This window comes from Aliisedimentitalea scapharcae (genome assembly GCF_045277565.1).
Classification (GTDB): domain Bacteria; phylum Pseudomonadota; class Alphaproteobacteria; order Rhodobacterales; family Rhodobacteraceae; genus Aliisedimentitalea; species Aliisedimentitalea scapharcae.
On record NZ_CP123584.1, the window covers coordinates 4,400,595 to 4,422,901 of the forward strand.

At 60.3% G+C, this 22,307-nt stretch carries 20 protein-coding genes and 1 pseudogene; 16 read left to right on the plus strand and 5 right to left on the minus strand.

Features of this window, described 5'->3' with window-relative positions:
* Positions 1 to 79 precede the first annotated feature (79 nt).
* The 6 genes from rbfA to rpsO all read left to right on the plus strand — a co-directional run bounded on the left by rbfA (position 80) and on the right by rpsO (position 4,553).
* Complete coding sequence (gene rbfA, locus QEZ52_RS20460) at positions 80 to 475, plus strand: 30S ribosome-binding factor RbfA (RefSeq protein WP_406646699.1); 396 nt, start codon at positions 80 to 82, stop codon at positions 473 to 475.
* A complete protein-coding gene (locus QEZ52_RS20465) occupies positions 472 to 1,206 on the plus strand; it encodes a phosphodiester glycosidase family protein (RefSeq protein ID WP_406646701.1) in 735 nt (244 codons plus the stop codon). The genes rbfA and QEZ52_RS20465 overlap by 4 nt, the downstream gene beginning before the upstream one ends.
* A gap of 121 nt (positions 1,207 to 1,327) precedes the next feature.
* A complete protein-coding gene (gene truB, locus QEZ52_RS20470; RefSeq protein WP_406646703.1) occupies positions 1,328 to 2,242 on the plus strand; it encodes a tRNA pseudouridine(55) synthase TruB in 915 nt (304 codons plus the stop codon).
* A gap of 82 nt (positions 2,243 to 2,324) precedes the next feature.
* Positions 2,325 to 2,858: a DUF1643 domain-containing protein gene (locus QEZ52_RS20475; RefSeq protein WP_406646705.1), complete on the plus strand. Its 534-nt coding sequence runs from the start codon at positions 2,325 to 2,327 to the stop codon at positions 2,856 to 2,858.
* Between the two features lie 84 nt (positions 2,859 to 2,942).
* Positions 2,943 to 4,106: a calcium-binding protein gene (locus tag QEZ52_RS20480; protein WP_406646707.1), complete on the plus strand. Its 1,164-nt coding sequence runs from the start codon at positions 2,943 to 2,945 to the stop codon at positions 4,104 to 4,106.
* Between the two features lie 177 nt (positions 4,107 to 4,283).
* Complete coding sequence (rpsO, locus tag QEZ52_RS20485) at positions 4,284 to 4,553, plus strand: 30S ribosomal protein S15 (protein WP_406646710.1); 270 nt, start codon at positions 4,284 to 4,286, stop codon at positions 4,551 to 4,553.
* A 275-nt stretch (positions 4,554 to 4,828) separates the two neighbouring features.
* On the opposite strand, the gene QEZ52_RS20490 is transcribed toward rpsO, so the two are convergent.
* On the minus strand, positions 4,829 to 5,908 hold the full coding sequence (locus QEZ52_RS20490) for an MBL fold metallo-hydrolase (protein ID WP_406646712.1): 1,080 nt from the start codon (positions 5,906 to 5,908) through the stop codon (positions 4,829 to 4,831).
* A 452-nt stretch (positions 5,909 to 6,360) separates the two neighbouring features.
* Between QEZ52_RS20490 and pnp the strand changes: the two genes are divergently transcribed.
* Positions 6,361 to 8,484 (plus strand): polyribonucleotide nucleotidyltransferase, encoded by a 2,124-nt coding sequence (pnp, locus tag QEZ52_RS20495; RefSeq protein ID WP_406646714.1) that lies wholly within the window; start codon positions 6,361 to 6,363, stop codon positions 8,482 to 8,484.
* A 154-nt stretch (positions 8,485 to 8,638) separates the two neighbouring features.
* Positions 8,639 to 9,355, plus strand: a complete 717-nt coding sequence (locus tag QEZ52_RS20500) for a glycosyltransferase family 25 protein (protein ID WP_406646716.1) — start codon at positions 8,639 to 8,641, stop codon at positions 9,353 to 9,355.
* Positions 9,356 to 9,477: 122 nt separating this feature from the next.
* Here QEZ52_RS20500 and QEZ52_RS20505 read toward each other — a convergent pair whose 3' ends face one another.
* Complete coding sequence (locus tag QEZ52_RS20505) at positions 9,478 to 10,128, minus strand: peroxiredoxin (RefSeq protein ID WP_406646718.1); 651 nt, start codon at positions 10,126 to 10,128, stop codon at positions 9,478 to 9,480.
* A 283-nt stretch (positions 10,129 to 10,411) separates the two neighbouring features.
* On the opposite strand from QEZ52_RS20505, the gene QEZ52_RS20510 reads away from it, so the two are divergent.
* Positions 10,412 to 11,851 (plus strand): aldehyde dehydrogenase family protein, encoded by a 1,440-nt coding sequence (locus QEZ52_RS20510; protein WP_406646720.1) that lies wholly within the window; start codon positions 10,412 to 10,414, stop codon positions 11,849 to 11,851.
* Between the two features lie 212 nt (positions 11,852 to 12,063).
* Here QEZ52_RS20510 and QEZ52_RS20515 read toward each other — a convergent pair whose 3' ends face one another.
* A complete protein-coding gene (locus tag QEZ52_RS20515) occupies positions 12,064 to 12,504 on the minus strand; it encodes a glyoxalase superfamily protein (protein ID WP_406646722.1) in 441 nt (146 codons plus the stop codon).
* A gap of 269 nt (positions 12,505 to 12,773) precedes the next feature.
* Here QEZ52_RS20515 and QEZ52_RS20520 point away from each other — a divergent pair, with 269 nt between their 5' ends.
* Entirely contained in the window at positions 12,774 to 13,241 is a 468-nt protein-coding gene (locus QEZ52_RS20520) for a VOC family protein (RefSeq protein ID WP_406646724.1), read from the plus strand.
* A 75-nt stretch (positions 13,242 to 13,316) separates the two neighbouring features.
* Positions 13,317 to 14,162, plus strand: coding sequence for an alpha-1,2-fucosyltransferase (locus tag QEZ52_RS20525; RefSeq protein ID WP_406646726.1), 846 nt, complete (start codon positions 13,317 to 13,319; stop codon positions 14,160 to 14,162).
* Positions 14,163 to 14,214: 52 nt separating this feature from the next.
* On the opposite strand, the gene rlmN is transcribed toward QEZ52_RS20525, so the two are convergent.
* Entirely contained in the window at positions 14,215 to 15,399 is a 1,185-nt protein-coding gene (rlmN, locus tag QEZ52_RS20530) for a 23S rRNA (adenine(2503)-C(2))-methyltransferase RlmN (protein ID WP_406646728.1), read from the minus strand.
* A 306-nt stretch (positions 15,400 to 15,705) separates the two neighbouring features.
* Between rlmN and QEZ52_RS20535 the strand changes: the two genes are divergently transcribed.
* The 3 genes and pseudogenes from QEZ52_RS20535 to QEZ52_RS20545 form a co-directional block, all read left to right on the plus strand.
* Positions 15,706 to 17,106, plus strand: coding sequence for a selenium-binding protein SBP56-related protein (locus tag QEZ52_RS20535; protein ID WP_406646730.1), 1,401 nt, complete (start codon positions 15,706 to 15,708; stop codon positions 17,104 to 17,106).
* An 80-nt stretch (positions 17,107 to 17,186) separates the two neighbouring features.
* Positions 17,187 to 17,768 carry a hypothetical protein gene (locus QEZ52_RS20540; protein WP_406650592.1) on the plus strand — a complete coding sequence of 194 codons (582 nt, stop codon included), beginning with the start codon at positions 17,187 to 17,189 and terminating at the stop codon, positions 17,766 to 17,768.
* 170 nt (positions 17,769 to 17,938) lie between these two features.
* Positions 17,939 to 18,250: pseudogene (locus tag QEZ52_RS20545) on the plus strand (nuclear transport factor 2 family protein); the annotation flags it as partial.
* Between the two features lie 124 nt (positions 18,251 to 18,374).
* Here QEZ52_RS20545 and QEZ52_RS20550 read toward each other — a convergent pair.
* Positions 18,375 to 19,265, minus strand: a complete 891-nt coding sequence (locus QEZ52_RS20550) for a LysR substrate-binding domain-containing protein (RefSeq protein WP_406646732.1) — start codon at positions 19,263 to 19,265, stop codon at positions 18,375 to 18,377.
* A gap of 106 nt (positions 19,266 to 19,371) precedes the next feature.
* Between QEZ52_RS20550 and QEZ52_RS20555 the strand changes: the two genes are divergently transcribed.
* On the plus strand, positions 19,372 to 21,036 hold the full coding sequence (locus QEZ52_RS20555; protein ID WP_406646735.1) for a GMC family oxidoreductase: 1,665 nt from the start codon (positions 19,372 to 19,374) through the stop codon (positions 21,034 to 21,036).
* Positions 21,033 to 22,241, plus strand: a complete 1,209-nt coding sequence (locus QEZ52_RS20560) for a mandelate racemase/muconate lactonizing enzyme family protein (protein WP_406646737.1) — start codon at positions 21,033 to 21,035, stop codon at positions 22,239 to 22,241. The genes QEZ52_RS20555 and QEZ52_RS20560 overlap by 4 nt, the downstream gene beginning before the upstream one ends.
* Positions 22,242 to 22,307: the final 66 nt, after the last annotated feature.

The window sequence follows — 22,307 nt, forward strand, 5'->3', positions numbered from 1 at the left end:
TCCTTATTTGTCGCGTTTCCTCTCCTATCCTCTCGCGCGCGGCTTGGCAAAGCCCCGGTTTCGGCATAGATCGTGAGTTATGGCTAAGAACAAATCCCAAACTGGTACCGGTCCATCGCAGCGACAGCTGCGTGTGGGCGAATTGATTCGCAGAATCCTGTCAGAGATTCTGATGCGCGGCGAGGTGCACGACACCGATCTCAATCGCATGTCGATTACGGTGGGCGAGGTTCAGGTCACCGGAGACCTGGGGATCGCGACCGCTTATGTCCTGCCGTTGGGCGGACAGGGCAAGGACGACGTGCTGAAACTGCTCGCCCGCAACAAGGGCGAATTGCGCCACATGATCGGCAAGCAGCTGGATCTGCGGTTCACACCTGACCTGCGGTTCCGGCTGGATGAAACATTTGACCGGATGGACGATACCCGGCGCATGTTGGAACAGGACGCGGTGCGCCGCGATCTCGAAGATTGACTCTCCGGCTGCTCTGCCTGGTGCTGGGGCTGGCCGCAGGGCCGCTGGCCGCGGCAGAGTGCCGGAACATCACATTTGACGACACCCGATATACGGTTTGTGACATCGACACGGCCCGCGAAGATCTGCGGCTGTTTCTACACGATGACGACGGTCAGATCCTGGGCCAGTTCGGGCGCATCAACGCACAGCTGAGCCCCCAGGGCGCGCGCCTTGGCTTTGCCATGAATGCCGGGATGTACCATTCGGACCGCTCACCCGTCGGTCACTATGTCGAAAACGGCCAGGAGCGCATGCGGGTGATCCCAAATGCCGGGCCCGGCAATTTCGGCCTCCTGCCAAACGGCGTGTTCTGCATTCGCGACACCCGCGCCGATGTGATCGAAACACGGGATTATATGGCCCGGACCCCGGATTGTACCTATGCCACCCAATCCGGCCCGATGCTGGTGATTGATGGCGACCTGCACCCACGGTTCCTGCCGGATTCTACCTCACGCTATCTGCGGAACGGGGTCGGCACCACGGCGGACGGCTCCCGCGCGGTGTTTGCGATTTCGCGCGATACCGTGACCTTCCACGAATTTGGCCGCCTGTTCCGCGATTATCTGAAACTGCCGAACGCCCTGTATTTCGACGGTAATATCTCACGGCTCTATGCACCGGATCTGCGGCGCAATGATGCCGGATTTGCCATGGGTCCCATTGTCGGCGTGGTTGTGGCCGACTGACCACTCGGCCCGCGATCGGGGCGGCGATCGGGCCATCGTCCCTGTCAGGGGTCTTCACTGCAATTGACAGACCGGTCCGGGTGGGGTACCCGGCGCGCCTTGTCTGGAACTGGGGGCTATCATGGGACGCAAACGCAAGGGACGCGATATTTCGGGCTGGCTCGTGGTGGACAAACCCGCCGGGGTCACATCGACCACCGTGGTGAACAAGGTGCGCTGGGCGTTCAACGCGAACAAGGCCGGCCACGCCGGCACCCTGGACCCGGATGCAACCGGCGTTCTGGCTGTCGCTCTGGGCGAAGCGACCAAGACCGTCCCTTATATTACCGACGCGCTCAAGGCCTATACCTTTACCGTGCGGCTGGGACAGTCGACCAACACCGATGACGCCGAAGGCGAAGTGATCGCGCAATCCGATGACCGCCCGTCCGACGCGGCAATCAAAGAGGCCCTGCTGCCCTTCCTGGGCGACGTCATGCAGGTTCCACCGAAATTTTCCGCGGTCAAGATCGACGGCCAGCGCGCCTATAAACTGGCCCGCGATGGCGAAGACATCACACTGGCCGCCCGGCCGCTGTGGGTCGAGGAACTGGTCATGACCGACCGCCCCGACGCCGATCACGTCACCCTGGAAATGACCTGCGGCAAGGGCGGTTATGTCCGCTCTATCGCGCGGGACCTGGGGGCGGCACTGGGCTGTCATGGTCATGTGCGCGAATTGCGCCGCATCTGGTCGGGCCCCTTTGATGCCGCTGACGGGCTGACCTGGGACCGGATCGAAGAATTGGCCCGCACGCCGGACCTGGACAACTACCTGCGTCCGCTCGAAGAAGGCTTGGCTGATCTGCCCGAACTGAAATGCCAACCCGAAGGGGCCACCCGGTTGCGCAACGGCAATCCCGGCATGGTCCTGCCGACAACAGATGTCGAATACGGAGACGAAGCCTGGGCATCATATCAGGGACGTCCGGTGGCTGTGGGGCGGTATAAATCCGGTGAACTGCACCCCAGCCGCGTCTTCAACCTGCCCGACTGAACCGACAAACAGGGGAGCCGACAATCGGGGCGGGCGGGTAAACCGGGTTGGCCACAGACCGGATTGCCCGTAGAACATCCCGATGATCACCCGCTCCCATACCAAAGGCGACGCCCCGTCGACCGCCGTCTATTCCGATTGCGAACGCTATCGCTACAGCCTGACACGGGTGTGGGATCCGGCCGGGCAGCGGGTGAATTTTGTCATGCTGAACCCGTCCAAAGCCACCGAGGTTCAAAACGATCCGACCATCGAACGCTGCGAACGTCGGGCCCGGGCGCTGGGGTTTGGCGGCTTTTGTGCGACCAATATCTTTGCCTGGCGGGACACTGACCCGCGCAACATGCGCTCCGCGTCCGACCCCGTCGGAGCCGACAATGATCAGGCCATCCTGAAGGCTGCCGATTGGGCGGACCAGATCATCGCCGCCTGGGGAACCCATGGGGCGCACCGTCACCGCGGCACAGCCGTGGAACAGATGCTGCGGTCGCGCGGGATCGACCTCCACCATCTGGGACTCAGCAAGGCAGGACACCCGAAACACCCTCTGTATATCGCCTATGTCCAGCGCCCATGCCCATGGGTTGTGGCCGATGGGGCGACAATCGACCGTTAACCGGGTTGCGCGATTGGCTTTGACCAACCCCACCGAAATGGCCGATGATGACTATGGGGCGCAATATGCGTGGAGTGTGGTGTTATGATGTTACTTGCCAGCGTGATTGGCCTGATGGCCATCGGCGGTGTCGTGCTGTCTGAAATGGATTCAGAGGACGAAACCGCTGCGGATGACTCCTTGGCCGACGAAGAAAACCGGTCACCGGATGGCTCCGAAGACGAAGAGGCCACCGCCGGTGACCTTTTGGCCGGCGTCGGACAGCAGGACGGCAACGACGCAGGGTATGTGCAGACCGACGAGTATGATCAGGGCGCAGCCGGCGACCAAACCTCCTCATCCGACCCTTCATTGGCCTCTCAATCGCAGCCCGCGACACAGGACACCGCGGATGAATCCCCCGACCCTTCTCCGGTCCTCGTTTCGGGCGATGCCGACAACAATATCATGGTCGGCAGCAACGCGGACGATCTGTTGTCCGGCAAATCCGGTGATGACCAGATCAACGGCTATGACGGCGACGACCGGGTATGGGGCGATCAGGGCGATGATGGGCTGTACGGCGCGGATGGCGACGACAGCCTGTGGGGCGGCGGCGGGGCCGATGTCCTGCACGGCGACGCGGGCAACGACCAATTGACCGGCAACGACGGCGACGACACCCTGTTCGGCCATTATGGCGACGACCAGATGGTGGGCGACGCCGGCAATGATTCGGCCCACGGTGGCCAGGGCAATGACACGGTGCACGGTGGTGCCGGAGACGATGCCCTGCATGGCAACGATGGCAATGACTCCCTGAACGGGGGCCTGGGCGCGGACACATTGTTTGGCGGGCGGGGTGACGATGTCATTTCCGGCGTCGTCGATCATATGGTCGCCGGTCAGAATTCCGACATTGACTATTTGAACGGCGGCGACGGCAATGATGTCATCATTACCGGTGCCGGAGACATCGTGACCGCAGGCAGCGGCGCGGACTCGATTGTTCTGGGGGACTGGATCACCGATGACCAGGCCGCCACGATCGTGGACTATAACGAAGCCGAAGACCAATTGGTCATGGTCTGGGATTCGGACACCGAAGCCGACGTTTCGGTCCAATCCGACCCGGACAACCCGGACCTGCAGCATATCGTGATCAATGGCACCATGGTTGCGTCGGTTCACGGGATGGGCAACCTGACGGCCCAGGACATCATGCTGGTCAACAGTGCGACGGCCGGATCGCTTGGCATGTCGGCCTGACACCCCAAACGGATTGCACCAGAATTCCTTTGCCAACCCCGTGAAAACCGCCTATATGCGCGCATCCGACGTCGGAATCATTCGTTTGAATTTTTCGGTGGCGGATATCTCCATGGGCCTGTGCTGGACGACATCCCGGCCTGCGCCATTCACATCAACCCTGCAAAGGAGACCCCGATGTCGATCACTGTTGAAGAAAAAAACCGCCTGATGAAAGAATTCGCAATCACCGAAGGCGACACCGGTTCGCCTGAAGTCCAGGTTGCTATCCTGACCTCGCGCATCAATACCCTGACCGAGCACTTCAAAACCCACAAGAAGGACAACCACGGTCGTCGTGGCCTTCTGAAAATGGTTGCCCTGCGCCGCAAGCTGCTGGACTACACCAAAGGTAAAGACGTTGCCCGCTATCAGGACCTGATCAAGCGTCTGGGCATCCGCCGCTAAGGCCGGACCCACCAGGTACCTACAAAGAAACGCCCGCGGCTCCGCCCGGGCGTTTTTTTTTGGGCCTTGCGATATCCGCGTTTCAATCGGATCAGCAACACCTCGCGAACCAGTTGGCAGCCACAGGCCGCATGCCCGGCGATCACCAACACACCAAAAGCCGCTCAATACCGCTCAATACCGCCCCAGACCCAAGGCAAAGTTCGGTTGGGCCAGAATGCGAAAGCAGTCGAAACGGTGGATAGACACATGTTTTAATAGGTGGGGTTCACCCCCTACTCGACATCTTCCCACCAGTTCGAAAACTCTTTGTCCTCTTTCATGTCGACGATTTCCCCAACCTGGGGCGTAACCAGATCGATTTGTTTCTGCTCGGCAATGGCCAAAGCCCGAATGATGGGTTCATCCCAGGGGTGGTAGGCCAGATTGAACGTTGCCCAATGGACGGGCAACATCTTTGCGCCCTTGACGTCAACGTGAACCTGTCCCGCTTCTTCCGGTGTCATGTGAATATCGTGCCAGGCGTCGCCCGGTCCATATGCGCCAACCTTGATGATGGTTGCATCGAATGGCCCAAACCGGGCACCAATCTCTGAAAACACTTTTGAATAACCGGTGTCTCCGCTGTAGAAAAAGCGGTTGTTGGGGCCGATAACCGACCATGAGGACCAAAGCGTCTTCTTGTAATCAAAGGTCCCCCGGTTGGAATAATGACGCGTCGGGGTCGCAACGATTCTGAGTCCCGCAATCGACCCTTCCTCCCACCAGTCCAGCTCGGTGACCTGCGTCTCCGGAACACCCCAGATCAGCAATTGTGCCTTGTTGGCCAAGGGAACAAAAAACTGGGTCCCCTGTTTGGCAAGATGACGGACTGTTGCCGCGTCAAGATGATCATAATGATTGTGGGAAATGACAACCGCATCAATACCACCCAGTTCAGACAGACCGATTGGCGGCTTATGAAACCGCATGGGACCGGCAAATGACACCGGCGACGCCCGATTTGACAACACCGGATCGGTCAGGATCCGCACCCCGTCGATTTCGACCAGAACACCGGCATGCCCCAACCACGCCATACGCAACCCTGCGCCCGGCGCAGATTGCAGTCGTTCAGCATCAATCGGGATGACTGGAATATTGCCGATCGGATTGGTGCGTTCATGGTCTGCAAAGGCTTCGATAACGCTTGCGACCGTCACATCGGCGCTGGCCTGCGGTTCAAAATTCACAAACCGACCATCACGAAACGGCGCTACCCGCTCACTGCGCGATTGGTCCCCGTGCGAAATCGGTGCGCTTATCCAATACCCGATCAGCGTCCCCCCTGCAGCGACAAGCAAAAGAACCGCCACCAATATCAGTCCAGCTATTTTGATGTATCTCAACAAAGAATCCTCCGGTTGCGCGTTCGCATGCGTCACGGTTGGATAGACACATTACTCCTGGCCCTTATCAAGACTGACTTTGGGGGACCAGACCCACGTGACAAATCGGAACGCTGGCCTACAGGCCACCACAGGCCATAATCGTCACTGCGGTTGACACACCCAAGGTTGCCCCGCGCGTTGCACGCCTGAATGATCCAAAGGTGCCCTGGTTTTTTCCGCTGTCGCGCAGCTCACGACCGCACCTTCAACTCACATCTTTCAATCCGCCGCATTTTCGTATATGGCCGCGACTATCTGAGACGGTGTGCCCGGACCCCGGCACGCGAAAGAAAGATACATGGGGTCGGCGGCAATGGGGCCGCCATTCAAAACGGGAGACCCGGAGGGCCGGGAGTGCTCCCTTCTAGGATACGCATATGTTTGATGTAACGACGAAAAGCATGCAGTGGGGCGAAGAAACGCTGACACTGGAAACGGGCAAGGTTGCCCGTCAGGCAGATGGTTCTGTCATCGCCACCTTGGGCGAAACTTCGGTCATGGCCAACGTGACCTACGCACGCCAGCAGAAACCCGGCCAGGATTTCTTCCCGCTGACCGTGCACTATCAGGAAAAATACTATGCCGCGGGCAAGATCCCCGGCGGTTTCTTCAAACGTGAGGCCCGCCCCACCGAAAAAGAAACCCTGACCGCGCGTTTGATCGACCGTCCGATCCGCCCGCTGTTTGTTCCCGGCTTCAAAAACGAAGTTCTGGTGATGTGCACCGTGCTGTCGCACGATCTGGTCAACGACCCGGATATGGTTGCCATGATCGCCGCCTCGGCTGCGCTGACCCTGTCGGGCGCACCGTTTATGGGCCCGATCGCCGGTTGCCGCGTTGGTTTCGAGGACGGAGATTACGTTCTGAACCCGACCGTTGACGACATGCAGGACCTGCGCCTGAACCCTGAACAGCGTCTGGACCTGGTTGTTGCCGGTACCAAAGACGCCGTGATGATGGTGGAATCCGAAGCTTACGAACTGTCCGAGGCAGAAATGCTGGGTGCGGTGAAATTTGCCCACGAGCAGATCCAGCCGGTGATCGACCTGATCATTGCCCTGGCCGAAGACGCCGCCAAAGAGCCGTTCGACTTCCAGCCTGCCGATTATTCGGAACTGTTCGACGCTGTCAAAGCCGCTGGTGACACCCAGATGCGCGCCGCTTTCGCGATCAGCGACAAACAGGAGCGCACCGCCGCTGTTGCCGCCGCCCGTGACGCGATCAAAGAAGCGCTGAGCGAAGAGCAACTGGCAGACGCCAACCTCGGCTCGGCCCTGAAAAAGCTCGAAGCAGGCATCCTGCGCGGTGACGTTGTCAAAACCGGCAAACGCATCGACGGTCGTTCGACCGACGAAATCCGTTCGATCGTCTGTGAAACCGGCATGCTGCCGCGGACCCACGGGTCGGCTCTGTTCACCCGTGGTGAAACACAGGGTCTGGTTGTGACCACTCTGGGCACCGGCGACGACGAACAGTTCATCGACGCGCTGCACGGCAACTTCAAATCCAACTTCCTGCTGCACTATAACTTCCCGCCCTATTCGGTTGGCGAAGTTGGTCGTGTGGGTGGCCCCGGCCGTCGTGAAATCGGTCACGGCAAACTGGCATGGCGCGCTCTGCAGGCGGTTCTGCCTGCGTCCACCGATTTCCCCTACACCATCCGTCTGGTGTCGGAGATCACCGAATCCAACGGCTCTTCGTCGATGGCATCGGTTTGCGGTGGCTCCCTGTCGATGATGGACGCGGGTGTTCCGCTGAAATCGGCTGTGGCTGGTGTTGCCATGGGTCTGATCCTCGAAGAGGACGGCTCCTACGCGATCCTGTCCGACATTCTGGGTGACGAAGACCACCTGGGCGACATGGACTTCAAAGTGGCTGGTACCGAAAACGGCATCACCTCGCTGCAGATGGACATCAAGATCGCAGGCATCACGCCCGAGATCATGGAAAAAGCCCTGGCACAGGCCAAAGACGGCCGGATGCACATCCTGGGTGAAATGTCCAAGGCGATCACCGGTGCGGCTGACTTCTCGGTCCACGCCCCGCGCATCGAAACCATGCAGGTTCCCACCGACAAGATCCGTGAAGTCATCGGGTCCGGCGGCAAGGTCATCCGCGAAATCGTTGAAGTGTCGGGCGCCAAGGTCGACATCAACGACGACGGCATCATCAAGATCGCATCGCCCAACGGCGACTCGATCAAGAAAGCCTACGACATGATCTATTCGATCGTGGCCGAGCCCGAAGAAGGCGCGATCTACACCGGCAAAGTCGTCAAAATCGTCGACTTCGGTGCCTTCGTGAACTTCTTTGGCAAACGCGACGGCCTGGTGCATGTGTCCCAGATCGAAAACCGCCGCCTGAACCATCCTTCGGACGTTCTGAAGGAAGGCCAGGAAGTCAAAGTCAAACTGCTCGGCTTTGATGATCGCGGCAAAGTGCGCCTGTCGATGAAAATCGTGGACCAGGAAACCGGCGAAGAAATCAGCCCCGAATCCTGAAGATCGACCTGACCAACACGAGGCCCTGCATGGAAACATGCGGGGCCTTTTTTTGTGGGCGACCTCGTTTACCGACCTGCCTGTCCGCCGCCTAGGCTCCGCCTGTGCGCCGCTGGGCCTTTCTTTGCGCCATGTTGCAGTCTATTCAGGACTCATGCACTCACTGATCATCCATATGCCAGGCGACACCAAACGGGCCTCCAATGTGGCGACACTGCGCGACACGCTGCCAAACGCCCAGATTGTTGACGCCGTCATCGGCAAGGATGTGATGGCCACCGGCGGGTGCGCCCCGATTGCCGGTAGCTTGTATCGCCCGTCCTATCCCTTTCCTCTGTCGCCCGGCGAAGTCGGATGTTTTCTGTCGCACCGCGCCTGCTGGCAAAAGATCGTGGCCCAGGACTGGGAGTGGGCCTTGATCGTCGAAGACGACCTGTCGGTCGATCCGACCCTCTGGCCGGATGCACTCCACCTCATCGCGGATCACATGACGCCGGATCACTTCATCCGCCTGCCCGCCAAACACCGCGAGGCCGCGGCGGCGACCGTGGCGCAATTCGGCGAGGCCCGCCTGTTTCTGCCCCGCGTTCCCGGCCTGCAAACTGTCGCTCAGGTGGTGGGGCGCGCTGCCGCGGCGCGCCTTCTGGCATCTACGGAAACCATCGACCGCCCCGTCGACACCTTCTTGCAAATGCATTGGATTCACGGCCAGACGATCCACACCATCCTGCCCAATGGCGCTTCGGAACTGACCGACGCACTCGGCGGGTCAACCATTCAAAAGAAATCCGGGCCCCACAGCAAACTCGAACGCGAACTCAAACGCGCCGTCTACCGGGCCCAGGTCTCGGCCCATCGCCAGCACATGTAAAAACCCCCGCAGATCGTGCGGGGGTCCATCTTCATCTGGCCAAAAATATCCTCGGGGGGAGCGTTGCAATCCGATCAGGATTGCAACGCCGGGGGGCAGACAGCCCCCCGCCCCGGCTCACATCATTCCGGCGCTTTGGTCTTGCGCAGATACGGGAAAATCGTCTCGAACTGGCCGAATTTGGCGGTCGCATCTTCATTTGAAACGGTCGGCGGGATGATCACGTCTTCGCCCGGAACCCAGTTGGCTGGGGTGGCAACGCCCTTGCCCGACATCTGCAATCCATCCAGAGCGCGCAGGATTTCGGCAAAGTTGCGCCCAACCGTCATCGGATAGGTCATGCTCAACTTCAACTGCTTGTCCGGCCCGATGACAAAAACAGACCGCACGGTTGCGCTGTCGGCAGGGGTGCGCCCGTCGGGCATATAGGCTTCGGCCGGCAGCATGTCGAACGCCTTGGACACGGCCAACCCTTCGTCCGCGATGATCGGGAACCCGGCGGCGGCATTGCCGTATTTCTCGATGTCACCCTTCCACTTCTTGTGGTCCTCGACGCCATCCACGGACACGCCGATAACCTTGCAATCCCGCTTGGCCCATTCGTCGCTCAGCTGGGCAACAGCCGAAAACTCGGTGGTGCACACTGGGGTAAAATCCTTGGGGTGCGAAAACAGGATCGCCCAGCTGTCGCCGATCCAGTCATGAAAGGTGATTGTGCCCTGGTCCGTTTCGGCCGTGAAATTCGGGACGGTGTCATTGATGCGCAAACCCATGGGGCTCTCCTCTGTCTGTGGCGTTCTGTGGTGTTGATCTTCGCGATCAACTTAATACGTCTGCCGCCGCGTTACAGCCCCAACTGACAATTCTTCTCAGATTCACCCTCCAATTGGCGTCGGGCCGATTTTTCGGGCGCACCGTGGCGGAACAAGGATCTGGATGAATAATTTGATCAAATTATGAAAATCCCTCTGTTGCCCCTCCGGCGCGACAGTGACACAGTGACGCCGAAAAGCCGACCAACAGGTCGGAAGAGAATCGGTCTCGGGAGACGACATCATGATCGAAAAACGCGATTTCTATATCAACGGCCAATGGGTGGCCCCCTCGCAACCGAACGACTGCCAGGTCATCGACCCTTCGACCGAAGACCCCTGTGCCGTCATTTCGCTGGGCGCGCAGGCAGATACCGATGCCGCCGTTGCAGCAGCCAAGGCGGCTCTGCCCGGCTGGATGGCCACACCTGTGGCCGACCGAATCGCAATGGTTGAAAAGCTGGTCGATATCTACAAAACCCGGGGCGAGGATCTGGCCCAGGCGATGACGGCCGAAATGGGTGCCCCCATCGACATGGCCCGCACCCAACAGGTCGGCACCGGCATCTGGCACCTGAAGAATTTCATCCGCGCAGCCAAATCGTTTGAATTCGAACAGCCCCTGGGCGATCACGCCCCCGAAGACCGCATCATCCACGAGGCCGTTGGCGTTGCCGCGCTGATCACGCCGTGGAACTGGCCGATGAACCAGATCACGCTCAAGGTCGGCGCCGCCGCGATCGCGGGCTGCACCATGGTTCTGAAACCCTCCGAACAAAGTCCGCTCAACGCCATGGTCTTTGCCGAAATGATGGACGAGGCGGGTTTCCCCGCTGGTGTGTTCAACCTGGTCAACGGCGATGGCGTGGGCGTCGGATCACAGCTGTCCACCCACCCGGATGTCGACATGGTCTCGTTCACCGGCTCGACCCGCGCCGGCACGCTGATTTCCAAAGCCGCCGCCGACACGCTGAAAAAGGTGCATCTGGAACTGGGCGGCAAAGGTGCCAATGTGGTCTTTGCGGACGCAGACGAAAAGGCCGTCAAACGCGGTGTTCTGCACATGATGAACAACACGGGCCAAAGCTGCAACGCCCCCAGCCGGATGCTGGTTCAACGCCCGATTTACGACAGGGCGGTTGAAACCGCCGCCGAAGTGGCCGCCAAGGTTACGGTCGGCAATGCCCACGACGAAGGTCGCCATATCGGCCCCGTGGTGAATGAATTGCAGTGGACCAAGATCCAGGACCTGATCCAAAAAGGCATCGACGAAGGCGCCCGCCTGGTCGCCGGCGGCACCGGTCGCCCCGACGGTCTGAACAAGGGCTATTACGTCAAACCGACCATCTTTGCCGATGCCGACAATCAGATGATCGTCGCACGCGAAGAGATCTTTGGCCCGGTGCTGACGATGATCCCCTTTGACACCGAAGAGGAAGCCATCGAAATCGCCAATGACACGCCCTATGGCCTGACAAACTATGTCCAGACCCAGGACCCGGCCCGCGCCAACCGGATGGCCCGCGCCCTACGTTCTGGCATGGTGGAAATGAACGGAAAATCCCGTGCGGCTGGGTCGCCGTTTGGCGGCATGAAGCAATCCGGCAACGGACGCGAAGGCGGCACCTGGGGTCTCGAAGATTTTCTCGAAGTCAAGGCTGTCGGCGGCTGGGCCGCAGAATAACCCACCGCCTGCGCAAGAGTGACAAGGGCTGAATGGGGGCACTGCCCCCGCAGCCTTTGGCTGCTCCCCCGGGATATTTTTGGCCAGATGAATGAAGGATCCCCTGTTCATCTGGCCGTAAATATCCCGGAGCGCGAGGCAGAGCCTCGCAAACCTGCCTAGCCAACCGGAGGACGAACGGGTGTTCAGCACCTAGGCTCAGCCTTCAGGTTTCAGGTCACCCTCCGGGCAACCACCAACTGTGGGTGCCCGTCCGAGGTTTTCCTGGGCGACCGTCCGTCCCAGCCGATCACACCGGTGACTCGCTGGCGCAATGCGGAAAAGCTGGCAAACCGCACCACATCGACCGGCGCGTCGAAATGCAGCGTCACACGACGATGCGCCCCATCCCCAAGGTTGGACAACGCGCGAATCTCGCCGCTAAAAGCTTGTCCCAGGTAGCGCCCCTGAACCCGCTGCCCGACATGCAGCTCCATCCGGTTTGTGCTCCGGGCCCTCAGCGTATTCCAGTCCCGCGCGCCATATTGGTGCGCCACCAACTCCAACGCCGCGCTATGCGTGATCACGGTGCCGGTGCTTTGCAATCGCTCGCGCAGCCGTTTGGCCTGCGATTTAAGGTCCTCTACAGGAGGAGCATTTTGTGAATCTGTCATCCGTCGCCTCGTTTCAGCGGCATGTCTGTGTCAGACGGAGCTTGCATTGCCATCCAGTCGCATGCCTGCATTCAGAGCTACGAAGGGTGTCATATCAAACGGGTTTCACCATCGCCAAAAGGGCGCGCAAGCGGCAGGGACCCGGCCCTGCCCCCGTTTACGGTCATGTCGCCACCACCGTCAACCCCTTCCCCCTTGATCTCAAGGTGGCTTGAGATGCCAGTCTGGCCCCGACTCATCATTGACGCTACCCAAAGGATTCGTGCCCCATGCCTGCCATCTCGAACATCACCGGCCTGTTTGAAACCCACCTGCCTGTTGCCGATCTTGATCGCTCGATCCAATTCTACCGCGACCGGATCGGGTTACAGCTGGCTCGCGTTGTCCCGGACAGGAATGTCGCCTTCCTTTGGGTCGCTGGCCCGGAACAGGGGATGCTGGGGCTTTGGGGCGGTCAGGCCGGGCCGCTGCGCATGACCCTGCACTTTGCGTTTCGACTCGCTCTGTCAGAGCTTGTTGACCTGCCGGACCGGCTCGGTGCGCGCGGCATTCAGCCCCTGGGGTTTCACGCTGAACCGGTTGTCGAACCTGTGGTGATCGGCTGGATGCCGGCCGCGTCGGTCTATTGCAAAGACCCCGATGGCCATTCGTTGGAGTTTCTCAGCCCCCTCCGCGATCCGGCAGACGATGATTTCGGCATTGGCCCGCTGTCGCACTGGCGCGCGCGGCATCGGTGAAATTCGCCGATGCTCTGGCCTTGGGCGACAGTCCAGCCTACACAGGTCACACCACACCCAGCCAAAGACACCCCGATGATCACCACCCGCCTTCACGGCCGCCTCGGCAACCAGATGTTTCAATATGCTGCCGCCGCCGGTCTGGCTGCGCGCCACAGCGTGCCGGTCGCCCTGGACAGCCGCGAGGCCATTGCCAACGGCGAAGGCGTGCTGACGCGGGTGTTTGACCTGCCTTTGGTGGCCCCCGATCGCCTGCCCCCGCTCAAGACCCACAACCCGCTGCGCTATGCGGTGTGGCGCAAAGCCGGCGGGGCACCGCGATTTCGGCGTGAAACCGGGTTGGGGTACAATGCCGCAATCACCGGATATGACGACGGGTGTTACCTGCACGGATACTGGCAAAGCGAAGCCTACTTCGCCCATATCGCCGATCAGATCCGCCGCGATTTCACCTTTCCCCTGCTCGGCGATCCGCAAAACATCGCGATGGCCGACCGGATCACGTCCACCCCATCCGTGTCACTGCACGTGCGGCGTGGTGACTACCTGACACTCAACGCCCATGTGCTGTGTGATCAATCCTATTACGAGGCCGCCCTGACCCGCATCGTTCAGGGCCTGGACACCGACCCGACGGTCTATGTGTTTTCCGACGATCCACAATGGGCCAAGGACAACCTGCCGCTGCCTTTCGACAAAGTGGTCGTGGATTTCAACGGGCCGGACGCCGATTACGAAGACATGCGCCTGATGTCGATGTGCCAACACAACATCATCGGCAACAGCTCGTTTTCCTGGTGGGCGGCCTGGCTGAACCGCAACCCGGGCAAACGGGTGGCAGGACCAGCCCGCTGGTTCGGAGACCCCAAATTGTCAAACCCGGACATCCTGCCCAGCGACTGGTTCAGAATCGATCCCTGATCTCCCCTCAACCCGGCGTAGGGTGCGTGCTTGCACGCACCTCCCGATCAGATCAATTGCTCAAACCGGTCTCGGCTTCGATCTGCTTGCGCGATTTGCGGGCCCGTTCGGTGGCCGACTTCAGCTGCCCACAGGCCGCCAGGATATCCTCCCCCCGCGGGGTGCGGATCGGCGAGGCATAGCCCGCCTTGTAGATGATATCGGCAAAGGCATGGATGCGGTTGTTGGAGGACCGCTTATAGGGCGATCCGGGCCACTCATTGAATGGGATCAGGTTCACCTTGGCAGGAATGCCCTCAATCAGCTCGACCAATCGCTGGGCATCTTCCTTGCTGTCGTTCACATGATCCAGCATCACGTATTCAAACGTGATGCGCTCGGAATTGGTCAGCCGCGGATAGGCGCGCAACACCTCGAGCAGCGCCGCGATGTTCCAGCGTTTGTTAATCGGAACCAATTTGTCCCGCACCTCGTCTGTGGTCGCGTGAAAGGACACCGCCAACAAACAGCCGATCTCTTCGGCAGTGCGGGCAATTTCCGGCACCACACCGGATGTCGACAGGGTGATCCGGCGGCGGCTCAGCTGGATGCCTTCGGGATCCATGGCGATCTTCATCGCGTCGCGCACATTGTCAAAATTATACAGCGGCTCGCCCATGCCCATCAGCACGATGTTGGACAACAGTCGGGTTTCGTCCTTTGGCGCACCGGGCACCGGCCATTCGTCCAGATCATCCCGCGCCATCATCACCTGCCCGACAATCTCGGATGCGTTCAGGTTGCGGACCAATTTTTGCGTGCCCGTGTGACAGAACGAACAGGTCAGCGTGCAACCCACCTGCGACGAGATACACAACGTCCCGCGCCCCTCTTCGGGAATGTAAACCACTTCGACCTCATGGCCGCCAGCGATCCGCACCAGATACTTGCGGGTGCCATCGGTTGACACCTGTTTTGAGACGACTTCGGGGATCTCGATGACGAATTTTTCCGCCAAATCGGCGCGATACGCCTTGGCCAGATTGGTCATCTCGCCAAAATCACGCTTGCCCCACTGGTAAATCCACTGCCAGATCTGGCCGACCCGCATCTTGGCCTGTTTTTCCGGTGTTCCATTGGCAATCAACGTCTCGCGCATCGCATCGCGGGTCAGACCAACCAGGTTGATCTTGCCTCCCTCCGGCATCTTGCGCGGCAGGGTCAGAACGTCCTGGGTAATTGGGGCATCGGCGGTCATGGCAAAGGGTCCGGTTTTGTCGGGTGGATGCGCCTCTATATAGGATTCTGAACCAAGAGCAAAAGGATTCAGACTCTTTTCCGACCGCGCCCCCACCCCGACACGGCCCGATCTGCTGGGCCTGCTGCCCGGGTCGACGCGGACAAAGGTCAAAGGCGCGCCCCATCACATTCATGAATCGTTTTTCGCGAATTTGTTGACGGGCCGTCCAATTTTGTCGTTACTGGAACAAAAGGTATTTCCAAGAGGCAGGTATTCTCCGAGCTCCGTTCGTATCACCAATTTTTTCCAGGGAGGAAAATTGAAATGAACTTGCGACCCGACCCGACATTTCACGCCACACCCAAGCTGGCCATGGCCGCTCCGGTGGAAAAGCTTGCCTTCACACTGATGCTCAGTCCGGATGGATCCCAACCTGATGGCCTGGCAGTTGTGGACGTGGACCCGACATCAGGGACCTATGGCCAGGTTGTTCATTCGCTGATGATGCCGAATACCGGCGACGAATTTCACCATTTCGGCTGGAATGCCTGCTCTTCCGCGCTCAGCCCGCTGACCGGCCATGCCTTTCTGGAACGCCGCTATCTGATCATTCCCGGCATCCGCTCCAGCCGCATCTACATCATCGACGTCAAGGAACCCCTGAACGCCAAAATTCACAAGATCATCGAACCCGAAGAAGTCTGGGCAAAAACCGGCTATTCGCGTCCGCATACCATCCACTGCGGTCCCGAAGGCATCTACGTGTCCACCCTGGGCGGCGGCGGCGAAGATGGCACCGACGGACCTCCGGGCATTTTCATCATGGATTGCGAGACCTTCGAAATCCTTGGTCGCTATGAAATGGACCGGGGCATTCAGGACAAACATTACGATTTCTGGTGGAACCTGCCGCGCGACTACATGGTCAGCTCGGAATGGGGCCTGCCGCCGCAGTTCGAAAACGGAATCGTCGCCGAAGATCTGCTGAGCAACAAATACGGCCACAGCATCCATTTCTGGGATCTGCGCGCGCGCAAGAATATCCAGACGATTGATCTGGGTGAAAACCATCAGATGGCGCTGGAAATTCGCCCGGCACACGACCCGGCCAAGCAATACGGGTTCTGCGGCGTTGTCGTGGATACAACCAACCTTCAGGGCGCAATCTTTACGTGGTGGCGCAATGATGACGGCACATTCGAGGCCAAGAAAACCATCACCATCGACCCCCAACCCGCCGCAGCCGACGACCTGCCGGACCTGCTCAAGGGGTTCGAGGCCGTGCCACCGCTGGTGACCGACATTGACCTCAGTCTGGATGACCGGTTTCTCTATGTTGCCTGCTGGGGGACCGGCGAAATGCATCAATACGATGTGTCCGACCCGATGAACCCGACGTTGGCAGGCAAGGTCGAAATCGGCGGCATCGTCAAAAAGACGCCGCACCCGAACGGACAGACATTCGGCTATGGCCCGCAGATGGTCGAAATCAGCCGCGATGGCAAACGCGTGTATTGGACGAACTCGCTCTATTCCACCTGGGACGATCAATTCTATCCCGGCGAAAGAGGTGCTGCGATGGTGATGGCGAATGCCGGTGATTCTGGCGGTCTGACGCTGGACGAAAACTTCTGGGTCGCCTTCCCGGACGGGTATCGCAGCCATCAGATCCGCCTGGAAGGCGGTGATTGTTCGACCGACAGCTTCTGCTATCCCAACACCTGAACGTGGGGGCGGAACACTCCTTGGCGGCCCTTTGGTGGGCCGTCATCGCCTCGGGGATCTATCATGGCGTGAATCCGGGAATGGGTTGGCCACTATCCGTTTCCGCAGCCCTGATGGAGGGGCGGCGGAGTGCCCTGATCCGCGCGCTGGCGATGTTGGCGCTGGGTCATTTTCTGGCCATGTCGGCGATTCTATTGCCGTTCTCGGCGATGGTCGGGCTGGTCCAATGGCAACGCGAAATCCGCATCGCGGCAGGGATCCTGGTCATGGGATTTGGTGTGTACCTGCTGATCAACCGCCGCCACCCGCGGATTCTGGCCCGGATCAAACCCACCCGACTGGCGCTGTGGTCCTTTCTTGCGGCCACCGCCCACGGGGCCGGCATGATGCTGGTTCCCATCTATCTGGGGCTGTGCCGGATTGACGAACTGGACAGCGGACACAGGGCCGCCTCTGAACTGATGTCCAGCAACATTGATACGGCGCTGTCGGTGGCCGTTGTCCACACCGTCGCAATGACCCTGTCCGGAGGCCTGCTGGCCATTGGGGCCTACACGTGGCTGGGTCTCAAATTCCTCTCCCGAACATGGGTAAACATGGACACTGTCTGGGCGCTCAGCCTGCTGCTGGTGGGTGCCATCGGGCTGTGGACCGCATGGTAACCCGCCCGCCCCCCCCGGCCCCGCTCCCCCGTCTTGTCCGAACCCTGCGCATCCCCTAGGCTGAAGGACTTAACCGGGAGGAATTCAAAGTGTCATTCAGTCAAAGTGATTTAAACGACCTTGCTGCGCGTTACACAGACGCGTGGAATTAAAAACAGCCTGAAAACGTCGCCAACTGCCATGCGGCCAGCAGCAGAATCGTTATCAATCGTGGCGACCCGTCTGTCGGGCATGACGCGTTGACCGAAATGGCCGCAGGGTTTCACACCGACGTTCCCGACCTGGTTTTGAAAAACGATGGCATTCGCGCCGCCGGCAGCCATGTGATCTTCATGTGGACCTTCACCGGACATCACGCCGAAACGGGGAACCCGCTTGATGTGAGCGGCTGGGAAGAATGGGAGCTTGATGGCGATATGAAAATCACCTCGTCCCTGGGGTGGTTCGACGGCGAAGACTACGACCGCCAGGTCGCCGGTTGATCACTGCCGATCGCGTCGTCACATTTGGTGTCGGCGCGATCGGCACACCGGCCTGCGACGTGACCATGCCGGGGCTAACAACACGACCAGCGACACGACCAGCGACACGACCGGCAACGGGGGCCTAAACCCCGACCCGATACAGCCCCATCACCCAGTTTCGGAATATCGCGACCTCGTCGCGTTGCACGGCGCGGTCTTCGACCACCAGATAATGCGACCGGCGTTTGGGCAGCTTGTATTCAAACGGGGCAACCAACAGCCCCTGATCCAGATATTGCCGGGCAAAACTGTCCAGCACCATGGTCACGCCTTCGCCCGTCATCACGATCTGCAACGCGTTGATCGACGAATCCGTGCGCATCCAATCGGTCGCCGCCGTGAACTCCAGCCCGTGCAACTCTGCCAGCTTGCCCCAATCGGTTTCCGACCCGACAATCTGGACCACTTTGGACTGGGCCATCCGGTCAATCGACAGATCCGCTCCGAACGATTTGGCAAATTCGGGATGGCACACCGGCACCGCCGATTCATGCCCCAGATGTGTGGTGTGGGCGTCCTTCCAATCGCCCAACCCGTATCGGATGTCGATGTCCAGATTGTCCTCGTCAAACCGATCCGCCCAGATCGACGTGGTCAGATGCACCAGAATATCCGGGTGTGCAGACTGAAACTGCGCCAACCGGGGCGCAATCACCAGCGCAGCACAGGAAATCGACGCCCGCACCCGCACCACCCGTTTGCGTTTTTCCAGAAACAGCCCGGTGGTGGCGGCGATCATTTCATTGAACGATTTGCGGATGGTCTGGGCATAGGCCTGCCCGATGCTGGTCAATTGCACCCCACGGGGCAGGCGCACGAACAGCTGGGTGTTCAGATGTTTCTCCAACAGACGGATCTGTTGACTGACCGCCGCCGGGGTCAGCTTCAGCTCGTCGGCCGCCGCGGAAAAACTGTTGTGTCGGGCCGCGGTTTCAAAGGCACGCAACCAGGTGACATGGGGCAGATCGGACATTTTGCACACCTGCAATGAAAATGATGCCTTAGGGGTAAAATGGATAGTTTGATTTGTCGATGCCCTTTGCCCAGTCTGCGCCAACCACGGCTCGGGAACATCGCCAATGTCCACCTCTCCCTCTTATGATTTCATCATTGTCGGCGCCGGATCAGCGGGCTGTGTTCTGGCCGACAAACTCACCCGATGTGGCCGTCACAAGGTGCTGCTGATCGAAGCAGGCGGCACAGATCGCCGGTTCTGGATCAAGGTGCCGCTGGGCTATGGGTTCACCTTTTCCGACCCTGCGGTGAACTGGCGCTATGACGCCGAACCCGATCCCGGTCTGGACGGGCGCGCCGCCTATTGGCCCCGGGGCCGGGTGCTGGGCGGGTCCAGTTCGATCAACGCCATGGCCTATGTGCGCGGGTTGCCGCATGATTTCGACGATTGGGACACCGCCGGGGCCACCGGCTGGGGTTGGGACACGGTCCGCCAGACGTTTGACGCTCTGGAATCCAACGACGAATACGATGCACACGGGCGTTGGCACCGTCGCGGCGATGGCCCGGTGCGGGTTACGGACATGCGCGACCACATGCACCCGTTCACCCGCCATTTCCTGTCCGCCGCCCAGGACATGGGATGGCCCGCCATGGACGATATGAACGCCGCCCCCGCGACCCCGTCCAACACCCCCCCGGGCGAAGGGTTGGCCCATGTGCGCAGCACCGTCAAAAACGGGATGCGCTGGTCTTCGGCTGATGCGTTCCTGCGCCCGGCCAAATCACGCCCCAACCTGACGATCGTCAGCAACGCCCATGTGGAAAACATCGTCATTGAAAACGGCGCTGCCACAGGCGTGCGCTATCGTCGGGGCCAACAGAAACACCACGCCCGCGCCCAGCGCGAAGTCCTCCTCAGCGCCGGGGCGGTCAACTCACCACAGCTGTTGCAGCATTCGGGCATCGGGCCCGCCGCCGTGTTGCAACGCCATGGAATTGCGGTGCACAACGACCTGTCCCAGGTCGGTCAGGGGTTGCAGGATCATCTGGCGGTGTCGCATTTCTTTTGGGCCAACGAACCGACGCTGAACGCCAAACTGGGTAATTGGATGGGCCAGATGCGGGCCGGGCTGACATACATCCTGACCCGGCGCGGTCCTCTGGCGGTTCCGGTCAACCAATGCAGCGGCTTTGCCCGCACGGCCGGTGCCGATCAGCCCGATGTACAGGTCTATTGCAACCCGGCCTCCTATTCGACACAGGCCAGCGGCAAACCTCAGATCGACCGCGACAACGGCTTCCTGTTGTGCGTGCAACCCTGCCGCCCAACCAGCCGGGGGGAAATCACAATCCGCTCGGCCAACCCCAACGACGCCCCGCTGATCCACCCCAATTCGCTGTCGACCCCCGAAGACCGCGCCACCGTCCTCCGCGCCAGCCACCTGTTGCAATCGCTGGCCCAAACCCCGGCGATCACCCGCGTCACCCGTGAACGCCGCGACCCGGATATCATGACGATGGACGACGACGCGCTGTTGGAAAACTTCCGCACCCGCGCGGGCACGGTGTTTCACCCCACTTGCACCTGCCGCATGGGCACGGATGCCACCAATTCGGTGCTGGATGCGCGCCTGCGGGTGCATGGCACACGCGGGCTGCGGGTGGTTGATGCCTCGGCCTTTCCCAATATCACCTCGGGCAACACCAATGCCCCCACCATGATGCTGGCCGCCCGTGCCGCTGACCTCATCCTTATGGATCAAACCGACAACAGGACCTCCCCATGAAACTCGACAAGATCGAAACCTTTGTCTTTGGCAACCCGCCGCCGCGCCACGGCGGGCGCTATTTCATCTTTGTCCGGCTCACCACCGCCTGCGGCATCACCGGGGTGGGCGAGATTTACAACGCCACCTTTGGCCCGGATCTGTGCTGTGCCATGGCGCGCGACATGTTCGGCCGCCAATTCCACAACGAAAACCCGCATCACATCGAAAAACTCTGGCGCCGATCCTATGGCGCGGGCTATACGCTGCGCCCCGATGTGACGGTGATGGGGGTGCTCAGCGGGTTGGAAATGGCCTGTTGGGACATCATCGGCAAGGCCGCCGGTCAACCGGTGTACGAATTGATGGGCGGCAAGGTCCACGACCGTCTGCGCAGCTATACCTATCTCTATCCCGAAGACGGCGACGTTTACCCCGACCCAGACACGCCCAACGTCTACAACGATCCTGACATCGCCGCCCAGGTCGCCCTGAAACGTGTCGAACAGGGGTTCACTGCGGTCAAATTCGACCCCGCCGGCCCCTATACGATCTATGACGGCCACCAACCCCGGCTCGAAGATCTGGAACGCTCCGAAGCTTTTGTCAAAACCATTCGCGCTGCTGTCGGCACCCGCGCCGATCTGCTGTTCGGCACCCATGGGCAATTCACCGTCTCGGGCGCGAAACGCATGGCGCGCCGTCTGGAACCCTATGAACCGCTGTGGTTCGAAGAGCCTACAACTCCGGAAAACCCCGCCGACATGGCCGAAGTCGCCCGCTTTACCTCGGTGCCGATTTCCACCGGCGAACGGCTCTGCACCAAACACGAATTCGCCCGGGTTCTCGAGGCCGGAGCCGCCTCGATCCTGCAACTGGATCTGGGCCGGGTCGGGGGCCTGCTCGAGGCCAAGAAGATCGCCGCCATGGCTGAAACCCGACAGGCCCAACTGGCCCCGCATCTCTATTGCGGGCCCGTCGTGGCCGCTGCCAATATCCAGATTTCAACCTGTTCCCCGAACTTCCTGATTCTGGAAAGCATCGGCACCTTTGACGGGCCGTATATGTCATGTCTGAAATCCACGATCACCTGGGAAGACGGCTATGTCATCCCGTCGACCGAACCGGGTCTGGGGGTCGAACTGAACGACGTCGTCATCGCCGCCAATCCCTATACCGGGACGGATCTGCATCTGGACATGGTGCGCGACCCGATTGTTCCGTAACACCGGCCCAAACGCAAACAACCGCCCCTTGGGGCGGTTGGCATAACGCGGGGTCTCGATCGGGTG